Source organism: Pseudomonadota bacterium, assembly GCA_037200975.1.
Taxonomy (GTDB): domain Bacteria; phylum Pseudomonadota; class Gammaproteobacteria; order Steroidobacterales; family Steroidobacteraceae; genus CADEED01.
On the sequence record JBBCGI010000001.1, the window covers coordinates 3870300 to 3892954 of the forward strand.

At 65.1% G+C, this 22655-nt stretch carries 23 protein-coding genes; 14 read left to right on the forward strand and 9 right to left on the reverse strand.

The window, feature by feature from the left end; all coding sequences use genetic code 11:
* Positions 1-54: 54 nt before the first annotated feature.
* Positions 55-789: a glycosyltransferase gene (locus WDO72_17330; protein MEJ0087439.1), complete on the reverse strand. Its 735-nt coding sequence runs from the start codon at positions 787-789 to the stop codon at positions 55-57.
* 263 nt (positions 790-1052) lie between these two features.
* On the opposite strand from WDO72_17330, the gene WDO72_17335 reads away from it, so the two are divergent.
* Genes WDO72_17335 through WDO72_17355 form a run of 5 tightly spaced genes read left to right on the forward strand, consistent with a single transcriptional unit; the run spans position 1053 to position 6265 of the window.
* Entirely contained in the window at positions 1053-2903 is a 1851-nt protein-coding gene (locus WDO72_17335) for a DUF2341 domain-containing protein (GenBank protein MEJ0087440.1), read from the forward strand.
* 7 nt (positions 2904-2910) lie between these two features.
* Positions 2911-3318 carry a biopolymer transporter ExbD gene (locus tag WDO72_17340; GenBank protein ID MEJ0087441.1) on the forward strand — a complete coding sequence of 136 codons (408 nt, stop codon included), beginning with the start codon at positions 2911-2913 and terminating at the stop codon, positions 3316-3318.
* Between the two features lie 7 nt (positions 3319-3325).
* The gene (locus WDO72_17345; protein ID MEJ0087442.1) at positions 3326-3967 is read left to right on the forward strand and encodes an energy transducer TonB; all 642 of its coding nucleotides are present in this window, start codon (positions 3326-3328) and stop codon (positions 3965-3967) included.
* Complete coding sequence (locus WDO72_17350) at positions 3964-5592, forward strand: putative porin (GenBank protein MEJ0087443.1); 1629 nt, start codon at positions 3964-3966, stop codon at positions 5590-5592. Before WDO72_17345 ends, WDO72_17350 begins: the two co-directional genes overlap by 4 nt.
* A gap of 10 nt (positions 5593-5602) precedes the next feature.
* Positions 5603-6265 (forward strand): hypothetical protein, encoded by a 663-nt coding sequence (locus tag WDO72_17355; protein ID MEJ0087444.1) that lies wholly within the window; start codon positions 5603-5605, stop codon positions 6263-6265.
* A 12-nt stretch (positions 6266-6277) separates the two neighbouring features.
* On the opposite strand, the gene WDO72_17360 is transcribed toward WDO72_17355, so the two are convergent.
* Positions 6278-6418 carry a hypothetical protein gene (locus tag WDO72_17360; GenBank protein ID MEJ0087445.1) on the reverse strand — a complete coding sequence of 47 codons (141 nt, stop codon included), beginning with the start codon at positions 6416-6418 and terminating at the stop codon, positions 6278-6280.
* Between the two features lie 15 nt (positions 6419-6433).
* Positions 6434-6946 carry a GNAT family N-acyltransferase gene (locus WDO72_17365; GenBank protein MEJ0087446.1) on the reverse strand — a complete coding sequence of 171 codons (513 nt, stop codon included), beginning with the start codon at positions 6944-6946 and terminating at the stop codon, positions 6434-6436.
* Positions 6947-6980: 34 nt separating this feature from the next.
* Here WDO72_17365 and WDO72_17370 point away from each other — a divergent pair, with 34 nt between their 5' ends.
* From WDO72_17370 to WDO72_17400, 7 genes are all read left to right on the forward strand, one after another.
* On the forward strand, positions 6981-7454 hold the full coding sequence (locus WDO72_17370) for a hypothetical protein (GenBank protein MEJ0087447.1): 474 nt from the start codon (positions 6981-6983) through the stop codon (positions 7452-7454).
* A 71-nt stretch (positions 7455-7525) separates the two neighbouring features.
* Positions 7526-8368 (forward strand): PhzF family phenazine biosynthesis protein, encoded by an 843-nt coding sequence (locus WDO72_17375; GenBank protein MEJ0087448.1) that lies wholly within the window; start codon positions 7526-7528, stop codon positions 8366-8368.
* Between the two features lie 10 nt (positions 8369-8378).
* Complete coding sequence (locus WDO72_17380) at positions 8379-9680, forward strand: cystathionine gamma-synthase family protein (protein MEJ0087449.1); 1302 nt, start codon at positions 8379-8381, stop codon at positions 9678-9680.
* An 84-nt stretch (positions 9681-9764) separates the two neighbouring features.
* Entirely contained in the window at positions 9765-10478 is a 714-nt protein-coding gene (locus WDO72_17385; protein MEJ0087450.1) for an FkbM family methyltransferase, read from the forward strand.
* Positions 10479-10502: 24 nt separating this feature from the next.
* Positions 10503-11318 carry an aldo/keto reductase gene (locus WDO72_17390; GenBank protein MEJ0087451.1) on the forward strand — a complete coding sequence of 272 codons (816 nt, stop codon included), beginning with the start codon at positions 10503-10505 and terminating at the stop codon, positions 11316-11318.
* Positions 11315-12856, forward strand: a complete 1542-nt coding sequence (locus WDO72_17395; protein ID MEJ0087452.1) for a GMC family oxidoreductase — start codon at positions 11315-11317, stop codon at positions 12854-12856. Before WDO72_17390 ends, WDO72_17395 begins: the two co-directional genes overlap by 4 nt.
* 81 nt (positions 12857-12937) lie before the next feature.
* Entirely contained in the window at positions 12938-13846 is a 909-nt protein-coding gene (locus WDO72_17400) for a GFA family protein (GenBank protein MEJ0087453.1), read from the forward strand.
* Between the two features lie 23 nt (positions 13847-13869).
* Here WDO72_17400 and WDO72_17405 read toward each other — a convergent pair whose 3' ends face one another.
* From WDO72_17405 to WDO72_17420, 4 genes are all read right to left on the reverse strand, one after another.
* Complete coding sequence (locus tag WDO72_17405; GenBank protein ID MEJ0087454.1) at positions 13870-14637, reverse strand: hypothetical protein; 768 nt, start codon at positions 14635-14637, stop codon at positions 13870-13872.
* Positions 14612-15145, reverse strand: a complete 534-nt coding sequence (locus tag WDO72_17410; GenBank protein MEJ0087455.1) for a hypothetical protein — start codon at positions 15143-15145, stop codon at positions 14612-14614. The genes WDO72_17405 and WDO72_17410 overlap by 26 nt, the downstream gene beginning before the upstream one ends.
* Positions 15142-15747, reverse strand: a complete 606-nt coding sequence (locus WDO72_17415; protein MEJ0087456.1) for an RNA polymerase sigma factor — start codon at positions 15745-15747, stop codon at positions 15142-15144. Before WDO72_17415 ends, WDO72_17410 begins: the two co-directional genes overlap by 4 nt.
* A gap of 116 nt (positions 15748-15863) precedes the next feature.
* On the reverse strand, positions 15864-16619 hold the full coding sequence (locus WDO72_17420) for a winged helix-turn-helix domain-containing protein (GenBank protein MEJ0087457.1): 756 nt from the start codon (positions 16617-16619) through the stop codon (positions 15864-15866).
* 101 nt (positions 16620-16720) lie between these two features.
* On the opposite strand from WDO72_17420, the gene bamA reads away from it, so the two are divergent.
* Positions 16721-19138 (forward strand): outer membrane protein assembly factor BamA, encoded by a 2418-nt coding sequence (gene bamA, locus WDO72_17425; GenBank protein MEJ0087458.1) that lies wholly within the window; start codon positions 16721-16723, stop codon positions 19136-19138.
* A 29-nt stretch (positions 19139-19167) separates the two neighbouring features.
* Positions 19168-20475 (forward strand): DUF4397 domain-containing protein, encoded by a 1308-nt coding sequence (locus WDO72_17430; protein MEJ0087459.1) that lies wholly within the window; start codon positions 19168-19170, stop codon positions 20473-20475.
* Between the two features lie 73 nt (positions 20476-20548).
* Here the strand turns inward: WDO72_17430 and WDO72_17435 are convergent, their stop codons facing one another.
* Together WDO72_17435 and WDO72_17440 are read right to left on the reverse strand one after the other, a co-directional pair.
* A complete protein-coding gene (locus WDO72_17435) occupies positions 20549-22051 on the reverse strand; it encodes a serine hydrolase domain-containing protein (GenBank protein ID MEJ0087460.1) in 1503 nt (500 codons plus the stop codon).
* A gap of 38 nt (positions 22052-22089) precedes the next feature.
* On the reverse strand, positions 22090-22563 hold the full coding sequence (locus tag WDO72_17440) for an Lrp/AsnC family transcriptional regulator (GenBank protein ID MEJ0087461.1): 474 nt from the start codon (positions 22561-22563) through the stop codon (positions 22090-22092).
* Between the last annotated feature and the right edge of the window lie 92 nt (positions 22564-22655).

Below are 22655 nucleotides of genomic sequence, written 5' to 3' on the forward strand. Positions count from 1 at the left end.
GGCCCGACGTGCAGGAAGAAGAGGTACGCGGCCGATATGTTCGTTGGCCACGCCTCAGCGCGCTGCGATTCCGAGCGGGCGCGACAGCGCGTCCTCGACGGCGAGCATCGAGTCGCGTTCCGCAAACCATTCCCCGGCGAACGAGCAGTCCCGGTAGCGATGAAAATACGGGCCGCCCGAGGTGAAGTGCAGCAGGGCGGCATCGGGATCGTCCTGGTCATACCCGACCAGCCGGTTCCAGCGCGCGGGCAAATCGCCGATGTGCTCGTCGCCGCCCAGCCATTTGAATTGGTGCAACTCCAGGCCGGTGGCGCGATTGACGTAGTCGGGCACCAAGGCCTGGCATCGCGCGGCGTTGAACAACATCACGCTCGACCAGTTTTTCTTCTCGTACCGCGTCTGTGTCTGATCGAGAAACTTGGTCGTCTCGCGCGGGCGATGATCGTGTTTGACCACTTGCACCGCGTAGTTCGAGTCGCGCAGGTCCCAGAGTTTCGCAATGTCGTCGCGCACCAGCATGTCGCAATCGAGGAAGATCGCCCAGCCTTCGAAGCCGCAGAGATAAGGAGTGAGAAAGCGCGAAAAGGAGAAGTCCGTGGACTGGTAGATGTGACGCTCGCGCCACAACGAATCGCGCAGCTGGGACAGCATGAGCGGAGCGATGCTCACCGGTCGCGAGGCGTGGCGGTGAATGCTGTGCGAGAGCACGGAAAACGCCGCCGCCTCGCGCGAATCGAAGCCGATGAACACGCGTATCGGGGAATCGTCGCGCACGGTAGCCGAATTCATGGGTGAGCAGGCTTCACGGCAGCGACATGCATGCGCCGAAGATACGCAGCGTTTGTGTCGTACCCGTGTAAGCGCGCGGCCGCCAGCTGCCGGATGACTAACACGATTTCCCGGCCCATGGTGCGGGCCGCAACAAGCGCGCAAGGGCTCGCGGCCCCCGGCAGGCAACACGACTGTCATAAATCGCCTGAATAATCGCGAGGCTTCAGCGGGCCGGCGGCGACCGTGCCAACGCCTATTAATAAGAGTGTGCAAGAAGGCCCATGAGACGATTCCGCGGTGTCCATACCTGTCTGGTGCTCCTGTGCGCCGCGCTCATGAGCCCGAGCGCCTTCGCGTGGTGGAATGACGACTGGTCGTTCCGCAAGGAAATCACCTTCGACCTGAGCCCCACCGGTGCCGCCATTCCGGGCACCGCCAGCGAAGTGCCCATGCTCATCCGGTTGAGCCTCGGCAATTTCGGCTATTTCAACGACACGAAGCCCGACGGCTCGGACCTGCGGTTCATCGGCAGCGACGACAAGACGCCGCTCAAATTTCACATCGAGCGCTACGACCCGCAGGCGCAGATCGCGTTCGTGTGGGTCACTGTCCCGCAGCTTACGGCCGGCGCGAACACCGACAAGGTGTTCCTCTACTACGGCAACAAGGATGCACCGGCCGCGGCGGACGTCGCGGGCAGCTACGACAAGAACCAGGCGCTGGTCTATCACTTCGGCGCGGCGGCGAATGCCGCGCAGGATGCGACGGCGTACAAGAACGAGCCGACCAATTTCGGCGCGGAATTGACGTCCGCCTCGCTGATCGGTTCGGGTTTGAAGTTCGCCGGCGCGCAGAACCTCACGATCCCCGCGTCCGGATCGTTGCGGCTGGTTTCGGCCCAGGGCGTCACGCTGTCGGCATGGGTGCGTATCGAGTCCGCGCAGTCGCAGAGCTACGTCGCGCAACTCGCGGAGAATGGTCGCGAGCTGATCCTCGGCATCGAAGGCACCCAGGCCTTCGCGCGCTACACCGACGGTACGCCGGTGCAGGTCGGTTCCACGGTCGCGTTGTCGACCGGAGAGTGGCATCACCTCGCGCTCGCCGCCGGCAACGGCCAGCTGGAATTGTTCGTCGACGGCGACAGCGCGGGCAAGGCGCCGGTCACTCTCAACGAGATCGGCGGTGCGCTCACGGTCGGCGCGAGTGCCGCCGGTGCGAACTACCTTGCTGGCGAGCTCGACGAGTTCGAAGTCTCGAATGTCGCGCGCAGCACCGACTGGATCAAGGCGGCGGCGCGCAGCCAGGGCGTGATCGCACCGCTCGTGGTATATGGCGGCGATGCGCAGAACGAGGACGCCGAAGGCCCGTCGTACATCGGCACGTCGCTGCGTAACGTCACGGTCGACGGCTGGATCATCATCGGCATCCTCATGGTGCTGTTCTTCCTCTCGATCGCCATCATGGGTGGGAAGTTCGCGTTCCTGAATCGCGTCGAGCGCGGCAACAAGCAGTTCCTGCGGGAGTTCCGCAAGCTGCGCGACGATCCGGCGGCGCTCGAGCGCAGCCGCGGCGGCGCGAAAGGCGTGGGCGGCGACGACGCGTTCGAAGAGGGCGGCGAGGCGGCGTTGCCGTCCATCTTCTCGAAAGAAGACCCGGCGAGTTTCGGCACCTCCACGCTCTGGCGCCTGTACCACCACGGCATGCGCGAGACCATGAAACGCGTCGAGGGTCAGCCTGCCGGCGCGGCCCGTGTAAAGACGTTGTCCGCGCAATCGATCGAGGCGATTCGCGCCACGCTCGACGCCACGCACACACGTATGGGCCAGCAGCTGTCGAGCCAGATGGTGTGGCTGACCATCTCCATCGCGGGTGGCCCGTTCCTGGGTTTGTTAGGCACGGTGGTCGGCGTCATGATCACCTTCGCCGCGATCGCCGTCGCCGGCGACGTCAACGTCAATGCGATCGCGCCGGGTACGGCGGCCGCGCTGGTTGCCACGGTCGCGGGCCTTGGAGTCGCCATCCCGTGCCTGTTCGGCTACAACTACCTGAACACGCGCATCAAGGAGATCGGCGCGGACAACCACGTGTTCGTCGACGAGTTCGTCACGCGCATCGCCGAAACCTACTCGTAGGAATGACATGGCAGGCGGTGGCGGCGACAAGGACGTATACGACGAGATCAACATCACTCCGATGCTCGATCTCGCCTATGTATTGCTGATCATCTTCATCATTCTCACCACCGCGACGGTGCAGGGCATCAAGGTCAACCTGCCGAAGGCCAGCGCCCAGCCGTCGCTGGCCGAGAACAAGACCAAGGCCATCAGCATCACCGCCGATGGAACCATCTACCTCGACACATTCCCGGTGAGCATGCCGGAGCTCGAGAACCTGTTGCGGCAGTACAAGGCGGTGACGCCGGACCTGCCGGTGATCATCAAGGCGGATTCGACCATCCAATACCAGAAAGTCGTCGAGGTGCTCGACCTGGTCGGACGGCTCGAAATCACCCAGCTGGGTCTCGTGACCCAGCGCATCGTCAAGTGAGGCGCGCGTGAGCAAACAAGCTGGAAATGCGATGCTGCCCTTCGTCATCATCGGATTCGGCATCGCGGCCGTGGGCGCTTGCGCCGTGTTGCTGATACGCGGGTTTCTCTCGAGCGAAGCTCCTGCGGCGAAGAAGGTCGTGCAGGAAATCCGGATCGTGCGTCCGCCGCCGCCGGAGGAGCTGCCACCGCCGCCACCGCCGCCGCCCGAAGAAAAAGTCGACCTGAACGAGCCGCAACCGGAGCCCGATCCGGTGGCGTCGAACGAACCACCGCCGGGCAATCTCGGCCTCGACGCGGAGGGCGGTGCCGGCAGCGACGGCTTCGGCCTGCTCGGCCGCAAGGGCGGCCGCGATTTGTTAGGCAGCGGCGGCAGCGCGTTCACCTGGTACGCCGGGCTGCTCAAGAGCGAGATTCTCGATGAGTTGCAGCGCGTGAAATCCGCGCGCAGCGGCGCCTACTCGGTGTCGATCAAAGTCTGGGTGCGTCCGGACGGTTCGGTGGAGCGGATCCGTCTCGCCCAGTCGACCGGCGACCGCGAACGCGACCGCGACATCGAGAGTGCGTTATCCCGCATCGGTCGTGTTTCGCAGACGCCGCCCGCCGATATGCCCCAACCCGTGAGTCTGCGCATCGTTTCAAGAGCATGATTTCATCCAAGCGTACCCGCCTGCTGGCGTTGTTGATGGGCGCGGCGTCGATTTCGCAAGCCGCCGTCACCGAAGAACAACATCTCTCCGAGCTGCGACATACCGTCGAGAACCTGCTGCAGGCGCTGGTCGACAAGGGCGTGCTGACCCGCGAACAGGCCGAGCTCATGGTGTCGAGCGCACAGTCCAAAGCCGAGAAGGACGCGGCCACCGAGGCGGCGGCACGCGCCGCGACCGAGCAGGCGGAGGCGGGCGCGGTGCGCGTACCGTACGTGCCGCAGATCGTGAAGGACGAGATCCGCAAGCAGGTCATCGCCGAAATGACGCCCGCGCTGACCGACCAGATCGTCGCCGAAGCGAGTTCCACGGACGCGTTGGCGCGCGCGCTGCCGGACTGGGCGCGCCGCATGCGCTGGAGCGGCGACTTCCGCGTGCGTGGCCAGGGCGACACGTACGCCGAAGACAACCTGCCGAATTCCTATATCGACGTGCTGAACGTCAACGACCGCGGCGGTATCACCAAGGCGGGCAATGCGGCGTTCGTCAACACCACCGAAGACCGCCAACGCCTGCGCCTGCGCGCGCGGGTCGGATTCGACGTGGAACTCGGCTGGGGCTGGACTGCCGGCGCGCGCCTGACGACCGGCAATCTGCGCGACGCGGTATCCACCAACCAGACGCTCGGCAATTACGGTGGCCGCTATACGGTCGGGTTCGACCAGGCCTTCGTGCGCTGGCAGGGCACCAGTCACAGCAGCCGGCAGTCGCTCGCGTTGGCCGGCGGACGCATCGGCAATCCGTTCCTGTCCACCGACCTGGTGTTCGACCAGGACCTGATGTTCGAAGGCGTCGCGACGAACTACCGCTACAGCCTGTCGCGCGACGAGCCCTTCGTGCGCAACTGGTTTTTCACCGCGGGCGCATTCCCGCTGCAGGAAGTGGAGCTCTCGGACAAGGACAAATGGCTGTTCGCCGGGCAGACCGGCCTCGACTGGCGCACCGTCAACGGCAGCCGGCTGCGGTTCGCGGCTGCGTACTACGACTACCGCAACATCACCGGCGTGCGCAACGGGTTCGGCAGCAACCTGCTCGACTACACCGCGCCGGTATTCGCGCAGCGCGGCAACACGCTGTACGACATCCGTTTCGACTCGGACGACACCACGAACCTGCTGGCGTTGGCGGGCGAGTACCAGATCGCCAATCTCACCGCGGTCTTCGACTGGCGCGTGTCACCGGCCCATCGGCTGACGTTCACCGCCGATGCCGTCGAGAACGTCGGCTATGACCGCGAGACGGTGCTGGCCGTATCGGGCATCGATGCCGAAGAGCGCACGCGCGGTTACCTGGCGGAGATCGCGTTCGGCAGCGCCCGTTTCAACGAAGCGCATGCCTGGCGCGCATCCGTGGGTTATCGCTACGTGGAACGCGACGCGGTGCTCGATGCCTTCACCGATTCCGACTTCCGCCTCGGCGGCACGGACGTCAAGGGATTCATCATCGGCGCGGACTACGCGTTTTCACCGCGCGTCTTTGCCCGGCTGCGATACCTCTCAGGCAACGAGATCGACGGTCTGCCGCTCGGCATCGACGTGCTGCAGCTCGACATGAACGCTTCATTCTGAAGGAATCCACATGCGCCCGACATTGCTCGCATGCCTGTGCATCGTCGCCGTGAGTGGCGTCGCCTTCGCGCAATCGGCCCGCAAGGACGGCGGCAACAACGCGCAGCTCATGCAGCAGATGCAGCAGATGGCCGCGGAGCGCACGTCGCTGCAGACGGAGAATGCGCGCATGAAGCGCGAGCTCGACGAGATTCGAAAAGAGCGCGATGCGCTCAAGGGCGAACGCGACGGCAACGATCGCAAGCTGCGCAACGCCGAAGGCGCGGCCATTCGCGCCGCCGGCGACCGCAAGCAGGTCGAAAGCGAGCTCGAGCAGTACAAGTCGCGCATGGCGGAGCTGGTCGGCAAGTTCCGTGAAACCGTGACCGGCCTGCGCGAGGTCGAATCCGATCGCAACACCACACGACAGCAGCTCGAAACGAAGACCGTCGAGCTCAAGTCCTGCGTGGACCGCAACGTGCAGCTCTACACGATGAACGACGAGATCCTGACGCGGCTGGCGGACCAGGGCTTCTTCAGCAGCATGGCGAAGGCCGAGCCGTTCACGCGCATCAAGCGCACGCAACTCGAGAATCTCGCGGATGACTACCGGGCGCGTGCGGATGAAGCGCTCATCCCTCCGGCGGAGGCCGGTGCGCCGCCGGCGGCGAAGCCAGCAGGTCCGGGAGGCTGAAGCTCCCCGGGGTCAGGCCGCGTCCTGATCCTTTTCGGTGGTGTCGGTCGCGAGCCGCGAACCGCGGTGCGCGCGCTCGAACCTCGCGGCTCCATGCCGGCTCATGTACTTGCGCAGCTCGCGCGGTTCGGTCTGGCGCAGGTCGACCAGCAACAAACAATCGATGGCTTAGCCGAAATCCGCGTCCACGTTGAATCCCAACACGCTTCCGCCGAGCCTGAGGTACTGGCGCAGCAAGATGGGCACACCTTTGCCGTCGGGCTCGAGGTCTTCGACCAGCGCCGACAACGGTTCGAGCGCTCCCAACAGGGCGAGTTCGCTGGCCAGCGTCCGCAGCGCGCGCGAGCGCGGAAATGGATTGCGCGCGCTGACCAGCCCTCCGAGCAGGTGATCGAAGCGTTGCCCGCGCAGGAAGTCCACCATCAGATGCCGTGAAGTCTCGGCGTATTCGCCGCTGACACTGACGGGTCCGATGAGCCGCGCGTAGCGCGGATTACGCGCCACGAACTCCGCGATGCCCTTCCACAACAACATGAGCGGCGCGAAACTGCGCTGATATTCCGGACGAACGAACGAGCGGCCGAGCTCGAGTGCCGGCCCGAGCATGAGAAAGAATGGGTCGCGGTAGTTGAAGAGCGTGGTGGTGTAGAGACCTGCGCGGCCGTGTTTGCGGCGGATCACGCGCGACCTCACCCGCGGGGAAAATCACCAGCGCATGTTCGCCTTCGAGCCAGCGCCAGGCTTCGCGCAAGGCGCGCGCATTACGCGCCGTGCTGCCGGCATTGTTGAATGGGTCGACGGCGAAGATCATCGGGGCCAGTTCGGCAATGGTGGTCAGATCGCCATTGGCCAGCACGCGCACGTCGGGGCGTTTTGCACCGACGATGCGGATCGCCGCCAGTCCGTCGAGCGCGCCGAAGGGATGATTGGCAACGATGATCACCCGGCCGGTGGCGGGTATGCGCGCCAGGGATTGTTCGGAGGGCTCGCACTCGATACGCATCGTGGCCAGCGCACGCTTGGCGAACTCGACTGGCCCTTGCGTCGGTCCGATACTCTTATATATGGCTCTCAGGGCGCCGACGCCTGCGAACCTCGCCATCAGGCGCTGCAACCAAGGCGCAGCGCCAGATTGCTGGCCTCATTGGGGTGCTGCGGAGGCGTTGGCATGCGGCATTGGAGCTCCTGAATGACATCAGGCTTCCAGCCTAAGTAGCAGATATTTCGGAATTATTTACTTAAGAGGACGATTCGCGGCCAATGGAACTGAAGTACAGAATCTTGAACGTCTTCACGGCCGGCGGCGCACGCCTGTCCGGCAACCCGTTGTGCGTGTTCGAAGACGGCAGTCAGCTCGATCCGGCCGCAATGCAGGCGCTGGCACGGCAGATGAACCTCTCCGAGAGCACGTTCATCCTGCCCTCCAAACGCGCCGCCGCGCTGGTGCGCATCTTCACGCCCGCATACGAGATGCCGTTCGCCGGTCATCCCACGCTGGGCACGGCGCACGTCTGCCGCGCGCTGGGCCTGGGCGGCAACCAGCTCGGCCTCGAGATGCGCGCCGGCATCATTCCGGTCACCTCCGACGGCGATCACTGGACACTGCGTGCCACGGCAGCCACCTCGCGCCTGGTCGAAGTGCAGCCGCCCGAGCTGGCAAGGTTGTTAGGCCTGGAGGCTTCCGACATCGGCTTCCAGCCGCTGTGGGTGAAGGCGGGGCGCGAGCAGTTGATCATCCCGCTCACCAGCGAAGCGGCCGTGCGCCGCGTGAAGCCGAAGGCGGAATTGTTCGAGAAACTCAAGAGCAGCGACGGCGCCGGGCAGGCGTACGTGTTCGCCTCGACGGGCGCGAAGAAGATCCTGAGCCGGTTTTTCTTTCCCGATGGCAGCGCGATTCTCGAAGACCCGGCCACCGGGTCCGCCTGCGCGAATCTCGGCTCGTGGTTCATCGCCATGGGCCGCCGGGCACCGCTGGATTTCGAGGTGTCCCAGGGCGAGCTGATCGGGCGTCCCTCCATTCTCAAGCTCGAGGTCAACGCCGACAACGAAGTGTTCGTCGGCGGCGACGTGATCGAGATAGGATCGGGCATCTTGAATTTCTAAGGAGCGCTGCATGAGCGCCGACAGCTACCACAAGCGCAAGCTGGGCAATCGGGTGCTGACGCCCGAAACCCAGATGATGGGTTACGGCTACGACCCCAAACTCTCCGAAGGTTCGCTCAAGCCGCCCATCTTCCTCACCTCCACCTTCGTCTTCCGCAACGCGCAGGACGGCAAGGATTTCTTCGATTACACCTCCGGACGGCGCGCGCCGCCGCCGGGCCAGGCCGCGGGCCTGGTGTATTCGCGCTTCAACAATCCCAATCTCGAAGTGCTCGAAGATCGTCTGGCGCTGTGGGAAGGCGGTGAAGCTGCGTGTGTGTTCTCGAGCGGCATGTCGGCCATCTCGACCACGTTGTGGGCGTATCTCAAGCCCAACGATGTGTTGCTCATGAGCGAGCCGCTGTACGGCGGCACGGAAACCCTCATCGACAAAACGATGCCGGCGTTCGGCATCGGCGCAGTGCGTGTGGCGGATGCCATCGACCGTGAGGCGGTCATGGCCGGTGCGAAGGCCGCGCTCGAGAAGGCGAGGGCGAAACGTGGCAAGGTCGGGTTGTTAGTCACCGAGACACCGGCCAATCCCACCAACAGCCTGGTGGATCTGCAGCTGTGGCGCGAAGCCGCGGAATGGATCGCGGGCCAGCAGGGCGGCGTGCGTCCGCCGGTGGCGGTCGACAACACCTTCCTCGGGCCGGTGTTCCAGAAGCCGCTCGCACACGGCGGCGATCTCATCATGTATTCGCTGACGAAGTACGTCGGTGGTCATTCGGATCTCGTCGCCGGCGGTGTCGTCGGCACCAAGGCGATGGTGCAGCCGGTACGCGCGCTGCGCAGTAGTTTGGGCACGCAGCTCGATCCGAACACGTCGTGGATGATCATGCGGTCGATGGAGACGCTGGCATTGCGCATGCGTGCTTCGGCGGAGAATGCCGGCCGCGTGGCTGGTTATCTCGCGCAGCATCCGAAAGTCGCGAGCGTGAACTATCTCGGGCACTTGAAGAACGGCGATCCTCGTCTGGAGGTCTTCCAGCGCCAGTGCCTGAGTGCCGGTTCCACCTTCGCGTTTTCGATTCGCGGCGGTGAAGCCGAGGCCTTCCGCATGCTGGATGCATTGCAGGTCATGAAACTTGCCGTGAGCCTCGGGGGCACCGAGACGTTGATCTCGCATCCCGCGTCCACCACGCACTCGGGTGTGCCGAAAGAAACGCGCGATCGCATGGGTGTGACCGACGCGTTGATCCGCATATCGGTGGGAATCGAGAATGCCGACGATCTGATCGCCGATCTCGAACAGGCGCTGACGAAGATCTGAGTACGCCGGCGGTGCGAGGGCGTCACAGGAATGTCACAAGTTCGAGCGCAATTTGCAATCTGACGCCCCTACCTTCGTCGGCCTATGCAATTGATCCAGGGCTCCCTGCTGGCGCACCCGAGAATGGTCGCCTGGCGCAACCGCTTGCGCCGCAATACGGTGCTGCTCGGCGTTTATCGCCTGTGGGCCGGCCGCGACGGCTACGAACAGCGCTTCGGCAGTGCGCTGTTGGCCGCGGTGGGTATGAACGACGTGGTGTGGGACATCGGCGCCAATGTCGGGTTGTACAGCGAGAAATTCCTGCAGCGCGGCGCGAGTTTCGTGGTGTGTTTCGAACCGGCCCCCGCGGCCATTGCTGAACTTGGCCGGCGATTTTCCGACGAGTCGTTGGCCCGCCGCGTCCGCGTCGTGCCGGCGGCCCTGTCCAACACGCGCGGCAGCGCGAATTTCGTCGCGGATGGCTCCTCGCCGGTGAACAAGCTCGGCGGCAGCGGGCCCGGCGCCGTGATCGAAGTGCCGGTTTTGCGCGGCGACGATGCGCTGGCGGAATATTCATTGCCGGTGCCCGACGTCATCAAGGTCGACGTCGAAGGGTATGAACTCGAGGTCATCGAGGGCTTGCAAGGTGTCTTGTCGCGCCCGCAGGTGCGCGCCGTATTCGTCGAAGTGCACTTCGGCCTCTTGCACGAACGGGGAAACGACCATGCGCCCGCGACGATCGTCGCTCTGCTGAAGAACCACGGGTTTCGCACCAGCTGGCTCGATGCCTCGCACCTGATCGCCCATCGCGGCGCCTGATCCGCCCGCCGCGCGAGCCGGGGCATGCAGAAAATCCTTCTCGCGGGTACGAACCTGTCGTTCTCCCGCATCGGATTCGGCACCGCGGCACTGCATCACCTCGGCAGCCGCGCCGATCGCGAGCGCCTCGTCCACGCGGCGCTCGACCACGGCATCACTCACTTCGACACCTCTCCCTACTACGGACACGGACTCGCTGAAATCGCGCTCGCCGGGCTCGGCCGCGCCGCAACCATCGCTACCAAGGTAGGACTCTATCCACCCGGTGGTGCGCATGGGTCGCACACACGCATGCTGCTGCGCAAAGGCCTCGGCAAACTACTCCACTCGCTGTCTCGGCCAGAAGTGGATTTCGCCGTCGAACGTGCACGCCGCAGCCTGCACGACAGCTTGCGGCGCCTGAAGCGCGAACGTGTCGAACTACTGCTGCTGCACGAGCCGCGCAGCGAACTCGTAGCGACCGACGAGTGGCGCCGCTGGCTCGCGGCGGATCGCGACCGCATCGGTGCGATCGGAGTGGCGGGAGAATTTGCGCGGATCTGGCCCTTCGTGCATTCGGGCAGTGAGCTTGCGGCCGTGATCCAGACCGGCGCCACCCTTTCGGCACAGGATTTCGCCGCGCTGAGTGGCGTGCGTCGTTCGGCGCAGATCACCTACGGGCATCTGGCCGGAAGAAATGTCGAAGTCCCCATTTCGAAGACGCTCGGCGCTGCACTCGCCAGTTTCCCGGAAGCCGTCTTGCTGCTGGGTACACGCCGGATCGAACGTCTGGCGGAGTTCGCCCGTGCGGCCGCTGCCGCCGCCGTCGCGCCACAGGGCGCCGTGCATCAACCCGCGTGATCTTCGACCTCAACGAGGCAAGTGCGGACTGCACCTTGAGCTGCGATGTCGCAGTGGTTGGCGCCGGAATCGCGGGATCGATCCTGGCCTGCGAGCTCGCCCGCACCGGCCGCCGCGTGGTGCTGCTCGAGAGCGGAGGCCGCACGCAGGAAGGCGAAACCCATCCACTGAATCGGGTCGTGCAGGGCGCCGATGAATACCGCGGTGCGGAGCACGGGCGCTTTCGCTGCCTTGGTGGTACCTCGACCCGCTGGGGCGGCGCGCTGATTCCCTTTCAGCGCGAGGACATCGAGCCGGATTGGCCGCTCGATTTCGCAGAGCTCGCAGCGCAGCTCGAACGCGCGGAAAGATTGTTCGCGGTGCCGCATGGACCGTACGAATTGGCCGCCGAGGACCGGGCGCTCGGCGCGAGTTCCGCGCAGTTTCGTGTGCGCGCCGCAAAGTGGCCGGGATTTCGTCGCCGCAACGTTGCGCGACTGCTGGAAACCTCGCTGGAATCGCCGGGCGGACCGGCGGTGTGGCTGAACGCCCATCTCACCGCGATGAAACTCGACGACAACGGCCGGGTGTCCGGCCTCGAAGCGCGCGGCTCGCACGCGGCGCTGCGGCTTGCGGCATCCGAGGTCGTGATTGCCGCTGGCGCCATCGAAAGCACGCGCCTCTTGCTGAAGCTGGATGCGGACCTCGGCGGGAGATTGTCGAACGGGAGCGATTGTCTCGGGCGCTATTTCCACGATCACCTGTCTGCTCCGGTCGCGCAGATAGTCAGGCCGCGACGGCGCGAGTTGACGCGGCTTACCGGATTTCGCTTCGAAGGATCCGCGATGCGCAATGTGCGCTTCGAGCTCGATGGCGGAATGCGTCGCGAGGCCGCTTTGCCCGGGGCATTCGTCCACGTGGCATCGAATTCGCGCACCGCAGATGGATTCGACGCCCTGCGCGGGATCTATCGCTCCGTGCAACGGCGCGCCCTGCCGTCGGCCGCCGACATTGGGCAACTCGCGGTCAATGCAGGCTGGCTGTCGCGTGCGGCGTGGACCCGGTTCGTGCACCAGCGGGTGTTGCCGCCCGACAGCTGCGACTTCGAGACTCATCTCGTGATCGAGCAGGTGCCGGTTGCGGGGAATCGCATCAGTTTGAGTCCCGATCAGCGCGATGCATTCGGTGTGCCGCTGGCGCACATCAAGTGGCGGGTGAGCGACACGGATCTGCGCAATGCGCAGAGCGTGCTGGCGGCTTTTGCAAAGTACTGGTCCGGCAATGCCCGCGCGTTGCTGGGCGACCTCGCGCTTTATCCGCGTGATCAATGGGCGGAGTCCCTGATGCGCGGCGGTGGCATTTATCATCCCGGCGGCACGCTGCGTCTGGCGGCGACGCGGTCGAACGGCGTGGTCGACGCGGACCTGCGTGTTTTCGGTGTTCCCAATCTGCGCGTGCTCAGTACCGCGGTGTTTCCGAACGGCGGCAGCGCCAATCCGACGCTGATGTTGATCCTGTTCGCACTACGCGCGGCCGATCAACTGTCCGCGGGATCGTGACGGACAGCCGACAGTTTGACCGCCAATCTGGACCGGGCGTCGATCAGGCTTTAGTGTGGCCGGGATCTCGGGAGGATCGACATGCACACGGATACATGGGTCATTCCGGCCGAAACCTTCTCCGCGCGTATTCGCGGCAACTGCCTGTGCGGCGCGGTGCGCTGGTCCTACGACGCTCCGTTCACCACGATGCTGCACTGCCATTGCTCGGTGTGCCGCAAACAGCACGGCACGTTGTTCGCGACCTTCCTGGCCGGCCCGCTAACTACCTGCCGCTGGCGCGGCGGCACGGAAAAGATCGTCACCTGGCAATCCTCGGCGCAGGGACGGCGCAGCTTCTGCTCGGTGTGCGGCTCGAAGGTGCCGGGAGTCGACCACGCGTCGCAGCAGGTGTTCATGCCGGCGGGCGCCGTCGGCGGCGACCTTGGAATGCGCCCGCAGATGCATTTGTTCGTGGGTTCGAAATCGGCACTGCACCAGCTGCACGACGGGCTGCCGAAACACGACGCCTTTCCACCGGAGTGGGGCTCGCAGGGGATCGATACTCCGCCGCGATCCGGGCGCGAAGGCGTGACCAGCGGCAGCTGCGCTTGCGGACAAATGCGTTTCGAGCTCGATGGCCGGCCGTTCCGCATGCATCACTGCCATTGCAGCCGCTGCCAGCATGCACGCGGCGGCGCGCACTCGACCAACGTGCTCTACAAGATCGAAGCGCTGCGTTACACGGAGGGCGAGCCGCTGTTGACCGACTTCGCCATGCCGGGCGCGCAGTATTTCGGCACGTCTTTCTGTTCGGCCTGTGGCGGCGCGCTGCCGCGGCGCACGGTGGCGGGCGGAGTCGCGGTGGTGCCGGTCGGCGCGCTCGACACGGATCCGCAGATTCATCCGATGGCGCACCAGTGGGTGTCGTCGAAGGTGTCGTGGTTCGACATCCACGATGGAATTCCGCAATTCGCGGAAGCGCCGCCGCGGCCGCCGGCGCCGGGTTAGTCGCCACGCCGGCTTGTGGGCCTTCAGCGCCGCTTGCGCACGTTGGCCGGCGCGGGTTCCTTCGAGTAGCCGTCCGGTACCTTGAACAACTGCGCATCCGGTTCTGCGCGTTCGATGTCGCTCAACTTGTATTTCGTCTCGCCGGTGCGCGGATCCTGGTAGGTAGCCTCCACGACCACTTGCAGGTCCTTTCCGTACCACTGCTCCGCGGACATGCGGATCGGTTGTTCGTTGCCCATGGCGCCAGCCGGGATGGTGGCCTCGATGCGGCTGCCGGCCACAGTCTCACCGTCGAGCTTGCGTTCACCGAGTTTGACGGGCGCCGACACCTTCATCGGCAGATGCGCCGGCCGCGGCGGACCGACGGTGATGTCCGGCTCGAGCGAGGACGCGCCGGCCCTGCAGGGCACGATGGGCATGGTGACGGCCACCTTCGCGCCGGGCTGCAGCATGTAGCGCTCGCGCGCGCCCGGGTCGTCGATGACGGTGACGGTGGTGTGCACTTCGAGCGGCGTCGGGCCGCCGATCGACGACAGCGAATATTCGGCGCGCGTGCGGCCATCGCTGTCGCGCCACTGGCGGATGGTGTTCTGCCGCACGATGCGATTGCCGTCGGGCAACACGGAGACGGTTTCGCTCGTGCCGAGCGCCGAATACGGCGCGCCGGTGATGACGCGCACGTTGTTAGGAGTGCAGGCGGTGGCCGGCTCCTGGCCGCGCGCCGCGGCGGCGAGCAGCGTGATGCCCGCCACCGCGGCGGCGGCTCTACTGAGTCTGCAGCGTGATGCCATCGCGGTTTCCTTTATCCGGGTTCTTCGCGGCTTCGGCGGGCACGACCTTCTCGATGCGCAGCGTGCCGTCGTTCGAAACGATGACGTCGATCCAGTAACGCTTGCCGGTGGCCTTCGCCTCGGGATCGACGGCTACCAGTGTGCCGGCCGGCGAATATTCCGCGGGAATCTGCAGTGCGACAGAATCCGCGGGCCACATGGAGAAATTCGCCGGTGGCCAGGCGGGTTCGCGCGTGGAATCCGCCGCGGCTTCGCGATGCGCGCGCCGCTCGAGGTTCACGCCGGCGAACACGCCCACGAGGATGGCGACGGTCGCCACGCCGGCCGCGGCCGCCCACCGGGGCAAGCGCGACAGGCGCCGGGCCGGATGAATGCGCGACGCCGGCCGATGACCTGCGACCAATTGGTCGATCCGCGCATCCAGGTCTTCCGAGGGAGATATTTGCGCCAGTTCCCGCGAGAACCGGCGCACCAGCGTTTCCACCTGGGGGTGCAGGTTGTGGGTCATGACAATCCTTCCTGCACGAGCGTCGTTTCTTCGGCGAGCTCGATCAGCTCGAGCGACGCCAGGCGCAGCGTGAGCAGGGCGCGCGCTCGATGCAGCCGCGAGCGCACGGTGCCGACCGGGCAACCGAGGATCCCCGCGACGGTGGCATAGGGCAGCTCTTCGAGATCACACAAGGCAATGACTTCGCGATGTTGCAACGGCAGTTCGAGGATGGCGCGCCGGAAAGCGCGGGTCCGCTCGCCGCGCGCGATCTCGTCGAGGGGGCTGTCGCCGGAGCTCACCTGCACCTGCGCGCCTTCATCGTCCAGATCGAGTGCCACGAGCCGCTTCTCGTGCCGGAAATGGCGGCTGATGCGATGACGCAGCACGCCGCACAGGTAACCGAACACGCTGCCCTGCGCCGGATCGAACCGGTTCGGTTCGCGCAGCAACGCCACGAAGGTGTCGTGCACGAGGTCCTCGGCGGCCTGGCGCGAACGGCACATGGCCGAGGAAAACCGCAGCAGTGCGCGTCCATGACACTCATACAACTCGCGCAGGGCGGTAGTATCGCCCGCTGCGAGCCGCGCCATTTGTGTGGAATCGTCGACAGCTGTTCTCATTTTGTTCGCTGCTTCCCGGGTGTGCCGCGACACACGACACCCGGCATTGGGGCGGCGCCGCCGAAAAAAGTTCCTGCGGTCCGCGTTTGGGGCGGTCATGAAATGCGCGGACACGATCAGCCCCGCTCGACGGGTACGCCGATGACGTAACCCTCGCCGTGTACCGTCTTGATGATGCGCGGACCGCGCGCGTCGTCGCCCAGCACCTGCCGCAGCCGGCTGATGCGCACGTCGATGCTGCGATCGAACGGCGCGGCGTCGCGGCCGCGCGCGTGTTCGACGAGTTTTTCGCGCGACACCACGCGATTGCCGTACGCCAGCAGCGTCGCGAGCACGCGATAGTCCGAGCTGCGCAAGGTTGTCGGGCTGCCCTGCGGGTCTGCGAGTTCGCGCGCGACGACGTCCAGGCACCAGCCGCTGAAGCGGTACCGGCGCGCCCGCGCCGGCGTGGCGGCGCTGCCCGCGTCATTCGAGCGGCGCAGCAGGTTGTGGATACGCGCCAGCAATTCGCGTGAATTGACCGGCTTTTCCAGGTATTCGTCCGCGCCCATTTCGAGCCCCAGGATGCGATCCACCTCGTCCACGCGCCGCGCGAGGATGATGACCGGCACGTCGCTCGCGGCGCGCAGCGCGCGACACAGCCGCAGCGCGTCCTGGTGCGCGGCATCGAGCACGACCAGATCGACGCGGGTGCGCTCCAGCGCGCGATACATGGCGGCAGCGCCGTTCGCCGCGCTGACGCGCAGCCCCCGCACGTCGAGCGTATGCGCGAGCGCCGTGCGCGATTCGCGGTCCTCGTCGACGATCAACACGTGCCGTTGTCTGGACATCACCTTCTGACTCATTGCCACGGGCAGCGCGAAAAGTTCCATCGCGGAGATTTTCCCGGCGGCGGCTACAGATCGTTACATCCGTCAACAATCTCGAACAATTTCGTCCGAACCTGTTGCGGGTACGCCGGTCGTACCCCGGGATGACAGGGATCCAAACGATTCGACACACCGCGCGGCTGCTGGCGCTGCTCGCCGTAGTAGTTAGCCCGCGCGACGCCACGGCGGAACCTTTCGAGCCGTTCGAAGTGACCGCCATCCGCATCGAGGGCCTGCAACGCATCACCGAAGGCACGGTGTTCAATCAATTGCCGGTGAATCCGGGCGACCGGCTGGACCAGCGGCGCGTGCGCGAGGCACTGCGCGCGGTGAACGGCATGGGTTTCTTCCGCGACGTCGAGTTCCGGCGCGAAGACGGCGGCGTGTTGCTGCTGGTGGTGCAGGAGCGGCCCACGATCAGGAGCTTCGAGGTCAAGGGCAACAAGGAGGTCAAGACCGAGGACCTCCTGAAGTCGATGCGCAACATCGGCATTGCCAACGGCAAGATCCTCAACCGTTCCGCGCTCGAGGACGTGCGCCAGTTCCTGATCGAACAGTATTTCTCGCGCGGCCGCTACGACGTGCGGGTCGACGCCAAGGTCGATGAACAGCCCGGCAACCTGGTCGACGTACACATCGAGATCGCCGAGGGCAAACGCGCGCGCATCCGCCAGATCAACATCGTCGGCAACGATCGGTTTGCCGATGGCGAACTGCTCGGAGACCTCGAGCTCAAGCGGACCAACCTGCTGTCGTTCTACAAGGGCGACGACAAGTATTCGCGCGAATCGCTCGAAGGCGATCTCGAGAAGATCCGCTCGCATTACATGGATCGCGGTTACGCGAACTTCGAGATCACCTCGACGCAGGTGGCGCTGGCGCCCGAGAAAGATGACCTGTTCATCACGGTGAATGTGTTCGAGGGCGCCACGTTCATCGTGGGCGCGGTGAAACTCGCGGGGCGCTTCGTCGTGCCGCGTGAAGTCCTCGACCGGTACGTGTACGTCCGGCAGGGCGATGTCTTTTCGCGGCGCTTGATCGCGCAGACCGAGGAAGCCCTGCGCAATCGCCTGTCGGAGGAAGGGTTCAGCTTCGCCGAGGTGACGGGTTATCCGTCCACCGATGAAGCCGGGAACATCGCGCTGACTTTCCAGATCGAGCCCAACGCGCGCACCTACGTGCGCCGCATCGAGTTGCTCGGCGTGAAACGCACGCGCGACGACGTCTTGCGCCGGGAATTCCGCCAGCTCGAGGGCGCCGTGTTGTCGAACGCCGCGGTGACGCGCTCCGAGGAGCGCCTGCAGCAACTGCCTTACATCAAGTCGGTGGAGACCGAGACGAAGCGCGTGGAAGGGTCGCCCGATCAGGTGGACGTCCAGGTGACCATCGAGGAAGGACCTTCGTCGCAGATCGGCGCCGGTGTCGGATATTCCGAGCGGCAATCGTTCCTGCTGAACGCCAACTACGTCGACAGCAACCTGTTAGGCAGTGGCGAGCGGCTCGCGCTGGACGTGAACGGCGGTTCGTACAGCCGCGTATTCAGCGTCACGCACACCGATCCCTATTTCACGGCGAACGGTGTGTGGCGCAGCCTGAGCGCTTCCTACATCGAGCGCGAACGCCTCACGTCTTCCTTCTCGCAGTTCACCACGCAGACCTACAGCACGGGCGCCAGCGTCGGTTATCCGATCACGGAAAGACAGGGCATCAATTTCGGCCTGACGTTCAGTCACGAGGACCTCGCCACGGTTTTCAGCTCGTCGACACAATTGCGCGACTGGGTGCGCAACAACGGCGACAGCTATTTCCGCCGCATCGGCCGCGATCCGATTCTCGGCACCGTGCTCGATACGCTGGAGCTGACCACGGGCTGGGTGTACGAAAACCGCGACCGCACGCTGTTCCCGACACGCGGCGGTTCGTACCGGCTGTCGCTCACCGCGACACCGCCCGGCAGTTCGGTCAGTTTCGCCACGGCCAACTTCCGCTCGCAGCAGTTCTTCCGCCTGCCACTGCCGCTGATCGACCGGATCCCTTTTTCGATTTCGACCGATCTTGGCTGGGGCACCGCGTTCGGCGACACCACCGACGTACCGCCGCACCGCCACATCTTCACGGGCGGCAGCGACACGGTGCGCGGCTTTCGCGACGGCACGCTCGGGCCGCGCGATTCGCTCGGCAATCCGTACGGCGGCGATGCCGGCGTGGCCGCGCAGCTCGAGGCCGTCATCCCGCTCGGCGGCAAGCTCGCGAGCGCCGGGCGGCTGTCGCTGTTCGTCGATGCCGGGCAGTCGTATTTCTTAGGCGATACGCAATTCCGCAATCGGCGCGGCGATCGGACTGACTACCGGTTCGACCTCGGCGATCTGCGCGTGTCGAGCGGCATCTCGGTGCAGTGGCTCTCGCCCATGGGGCTGTTCCGCTTCAGCTACGCGATTCCGCTGCGTTACCAGAAGGAAACGCGGCGCGAATTCGGCGACGAACTCGAGCAATTCCAGTTTTCGGTGGGTCAGGCGTTCTGACGGCCGGTTTTGACCATCTCGGAGAAGACATGAACATTCGCAATCTCGCTGTGCCCGTACTGGCCGTGTTCGCGGCATTCGCCTTGGTCGCCTGTGGCGGCAAGGGTGACGAAGAGGAGGGCGGCGATCCGCAGATCCGGCTGCTCAACCTGAGCGTCGGTTATCCGACGCTCGACATGATGACCAACCTCGATGCCGACGATGACGACGACGATGAGACGCAGGCGGCGTCGGTGGCGCTCAACGCGGTGAGTCAGTACGCGGAGCTCGATTCCGATGACTACACCATCAAGCTGCGCCGCACCGGTTCGGGCAGCATCCTGCGTTCGTTCGCCGGCGAGGAACTGGTCGAGGGCACGATCAACACGTACGTGGCCTATGGAGAAGTGGGCGCCTTCGGCGCGTTACGCATCGACGACACGCTGGAAGAGGCCGACGCCGGCGAGAGCAAGCTCGGCATCGCCAATGTCTCCTCGGCGGGCGCGCTCGACGTGTACCTGACCGATCCGGACGTCGATCTGGACGACACCACGCCGGTGTTGTCGTCGGTCGGCGGTTCCATCGCGCAGGTCACGCTCGACAGCGGCAACTACCGGCTCAGAGTGACCGCGGCCGGCGATACCGCCGACGTGCGGCTCGACATCGCGACCCTGACACTCGCGGATCGCGGCGTCGCATCGCTGATCCTCACCTCCACGCAGGGCGGCATGCTGGCCAATGCCATCTATCTACCGCAGGAGGGTCAGCCCACGAAGCTGGCGAATACCAAGGCACGCCTGCGCGGCGCGGTCGGTGTGGCCAACGGCGCCAACGCCTCCATCCAGGTCCAGGGGCGCAGCATCGTGACGGCGGCCACGGCCGGCGTGATCGGCAGCAAGTACACCTTGCTGGATTCGGGTTCCGTGCCCGTGACGCTCACCGTGAACGGCGTCGCCGTGCCGATGCCCAACATCGACCTGCAGGCGGGCGCGGACTACACCTTGCTCGCCTGGAGCAATGCCGATGGCCCACGGGTCAGCCTGATCGTCGACGACAACCGGCTGCCCACCTCCGGCAGCACCAAGCTGCGCCTGTTGAACGGCATGTCGACGCTGGCCGCGCCTTTGACCTTGTCGGTGGATTTCTCGCCGCTCATCGAGGGCACGTTGACGGGTGAGATTTCCGACGAAGTCGAGTTGACCGGCGGCACCGACCGGCAGATCGATATCTCCAGTACCTCGACGGCCGCGAACGTGTTGACGCGCAACGGCGTGACGTTGCAGAACAACTCCATCTACACCTTCTTCATCACCGACAACGGCCCCACGGCGATCGGCGTCCTGCGCCGAGACCGCTGAGAAAAAGGGGACATGCCTAATTAACGAAGACAGTGTGGCGTTCGAGTCAACCAATGGCGCGCGATCTTTTTCGTCAGTTCCGCGCAGTGAACTCAAGGGTCTGAAGCGTGGCCGGTGAAGTAGGCGCGAGGATGATCTTCGCGCTCAGCGTGCCACGCTCGCAGGCAAAGGTCAGCGTTGCCGACATCGCCGTGTCGGTGTCGGCCGGAATTGCGGGCTGGCAGGCGCCGAGCTTGCGCTTGAGGTCGGCGATGTCGCGGTTCCTGAGCGCCGCGCTGCGATCGAGCAGGAAGTTCATCGCCAGCGCGGCGCGCGCGATCAGGACGTCGCCCGACGAATACATGCGACCGACCGCGGCGGACATTTCCTGCGGCGCGCTGCCCGGCGGCGCCTGCAGTTCCGGAAAGGCTCCGGACGCGGCCAGCACATCGGCGGCTTCGCGCACCACGCGCGAAGCCGGGGCGTAGGTGCGATTGGCGAAGGCGAACACACCGAGACCGCGATTCGGAATGAACAGGACGTTCGAACCGAATCCCGGCAATCCGCCGGAATGCCCGAAGTGCACGCCGAGCTGGCAATCGCTGTACGACACGATGCCGAAACCGTACGCCATCGAACGCGGGCATTCGCCGGGAATCAATGGCGGCGCGACCAGCGAGTAGTTCGCGGGGCGTGCGATCTCGCGCACACTCGCGCGGCGCAGGATGTCGCCGTCGGCACCGTCACGCGGCGGCCAGGCGCCGAGGACCCAACGTACGTATTTTGCGTAGTCGTTCGCGGTGGTAGTGAGGCCGCCCATGGCGCCGAAGACGCCGGGCCCGAGGGTGGGTTCCTCGAGCCATGCGTCGTCCTCCCAGCGGTAACCGAGGGCGCGGCGGCTGGCGGGCGCGCGGGCGATGTCGTAGCCCGTCGAGGTCATGCCTAGCGGCCTGATCAGCGAATCCGTGACGTATTCCGCGTAGTTAGTCCCGGCGGTGTTGGTGATGAGGCGCCCCACCAGGGCGTAGCCGAAGTTCGAATATTCGTAGGCCATGGCGGGCGCGCGTGAGAACGGAACGCTGCGCTCGAGCAATCGCGTGAAATCGGACTCGCTCATGTCGAGCTGGCGGTCGCCCCAGGGATCGTCGGTGACGAAACCGGCGCCGTGCGACAACAGGTCGCGCACCGTGATCTTCGGGCTGTCGGCCGTCGGGTATTTGAACGCGCGTAACTCCGGGATGTAGTTCTCCGCCGGCGCGTCGAGCGACACCTTGCCGGCATCGCGTAGTTTGAGTGTCGCCAGAGCCGCCATTTGTTTCGACATCGAGGCGATGCGAAAGACCGTATCGGCGCTCACCGGCGTCTTCGATTGCAGGTCCTGCACGCCAAAGGACTTCACGCGCACGAACTGGCCGTTGGCGACTACGCCGTACACGAGGCCGGGTACATGGTTCTCCTGCATGAACTTTTCGAAGAGGGGATCGAGACTGGCGAGGGCGGTGTCGGCACCCGCGGGCGACGCAGCGTGCGCTGTGTGCACCAGAAACAACGCGAGGGCGGAGGCGAAAACCCGGGAAAGAAAATGGCGGAGTTGCATCAGTGGTCTCGTGATTGGTTTTGAGCCGCGTTCCTATTTCAGCGCGGAATCGGTGGGGCGGCGCGCTGGAACACCGGCTTGATCGCCAGTCCCGATTGAATGCGGGACACGCCGGGAATACGCGTCAGCACATCGAGCATGAATCGCTGATAACTCGGCAGGTCCGGCACGACGATGCGCAGCACGTAGTCCGCCTCGCCGGTCATCAGATAACAGCTCATGACCTCGGGCACGTCGGCGATGCGGCGTTCGAAAACTTTCAGCGTCTCTTCGACCTGCCGTTCGAGCGAGACCCAGACATACATGGTGATGCCGAAGCCCAGCTTCTGTTCATCGAACTGCGCGCTGTAGCCAGTGATGACGCCATCGCTCTCCAGTCGTCTGATTCGGCGCAGCGTGGGAGTCAGCGACAGTCCGATCTTCTCGGCCAGGTCGCGCCAGCTGATGCGGCCGTCCTCCGAGAGGATCTGCATGATCTTTGCGTCGACCTTGTCCAGTTTTTGTGGCGCCATGACCGTGATTCCGGCTGAAAGTAGGGCAAACATGCTAAAAGGCGGCCAGAAATAGTCAAGGATTGGCGTTAACGCGCTCCGGCTAGTGCGAT

Bases quoted from the DNA above. Each gene is read 5' to 3' on its own strand.
- WDO72_17330 (MEJ0087439.1), bottom strand. From the start codon at position 789: ATGAATTCGGCTACCGTGCGCGACGATTCCCCGATACGCGTGTTCATC.
- WDO72_17335 (MEJ0087440.1), top strand. From the start codon at position 1,053: ATGAGACGATTCCGCGGTGTCCATACCTGTCTGGTGCTCCTGTGCGCC.
- WDO72_17340 (MEJ0087441.1), top strand. From the start codon at position 2,911: ATGGCAGGCGGTGGCGGCGACAAGGACGTATACGACGAGATCAACATC.
- WDO72_17350 (MEJ0087443.1), top strand. From the start codon at position 3,964: ATGATTTCATCCAAGCGTACCCGCCTGCTGGCGTTGTTGATGGGCGCG.
- WDO72_17355 (MEJ0087444.1), top strand. From the start codon at position 5,603: ATGCGCCCGACATTGCTCGCATGCCTGTGCATCGTCGCCGTGAGTGGC.
- WDO72_17370 (MEJ0087447.1), top strand. From the start codon at position 6,981: ATGTTCGCCTTCGAGCCAGCGCCAGGCTTCGCGCAAGGCGCGCGCATT.
- WDO72_17375 (MEJ0087448.1), top strand. From the start codon at position 7,526: ATGGAACTGAAGTACAGAATCTTGAACGTCTTCACGGCCGGCGGCGCA.
- WDO72_17380 (MEJ0087449.1), top strand. From the start codon at position 8,379: ATGAGCGCCGACAGCTACCACAAGCGCAAGCTGGGCAATCGGGTGCTG.
- WDO72_17385 (MEJ0087450.1), top strand. From the start codon at position 9,765: ATGCAATTGATCCAGGGCTCCCTGCTGGCGCACCCGAGAATGGTCGCC.
- WDO72_17390 (MEJ0087451.1), top strand. From the start codon at position 10,503: ATGCAGAAAATCCTTCTCGCGGGTACGAACCTGTCGTTCTCCCGCATC.
- WDO72_17400 (MEJ0087453.1), top strand. From the start codon at position 12,938: ATGCACACGGATACATGGGTCATTCCGGCCGAAACCTTCTCCGCGCGT.
- WDO72_17405 (MEJ0087454.1), bottom strand. From the start codon at position 14,637: ATGGCATCACGCTGCAGACTCAGTAGAGCCGCCGCCGCGGTGGCGGGC.
- WDO72_17410 (MEJ0087455.1), bottom strand. From the start codon at position 15,145: ATGACCCACAACCTGCACCCCCAGGTGGAAACGCTGGTGCGCCGGTTC.
- WDO72_17415 (MEJ0087456.1), bottom strand. From the start codon at position 15,747: ATGAGAACAGCTGTCGACGATTCCACACAAATGGCGCGGCTCGCAGCG.
- WDO72_17420 (MEJ0087457.1), bottom strand. From the start codon at position 16,619: ATGGAACTTTTCGCGCTGCCCGTGGCAATGAGTCAGAAGGTGATGTCC.
- bamA (MEJ0087458.1), top strand. From the start codon at position 16,721: ATGACAGGGATCCAAACGATTCGACACACCGCGCGGCTGCTGGCGCTG.
- WDO72_17430 (MEJ0087459.1), top strand. From the start codon at position 19,168: ATGAACATTCGCAATCTCGCTGTGCCCGTACTGGCCGTGTTCGCGGCA.
- WDO72_17435 (MEJ0087460.1), bottom strand. From the start codon at position 22,051: ATGCAACTCCGCCATTTTCTTTCCCGGGTTTTCGCCTCCGCCCTCGCG.
- WDO72_17440 (MEJ0087461.1), bottom strand. From the start codon at position 22,563: ATGGCGCCACAAAAACTGGACAAGGTCGACGCAAAGATCATGCAGATC.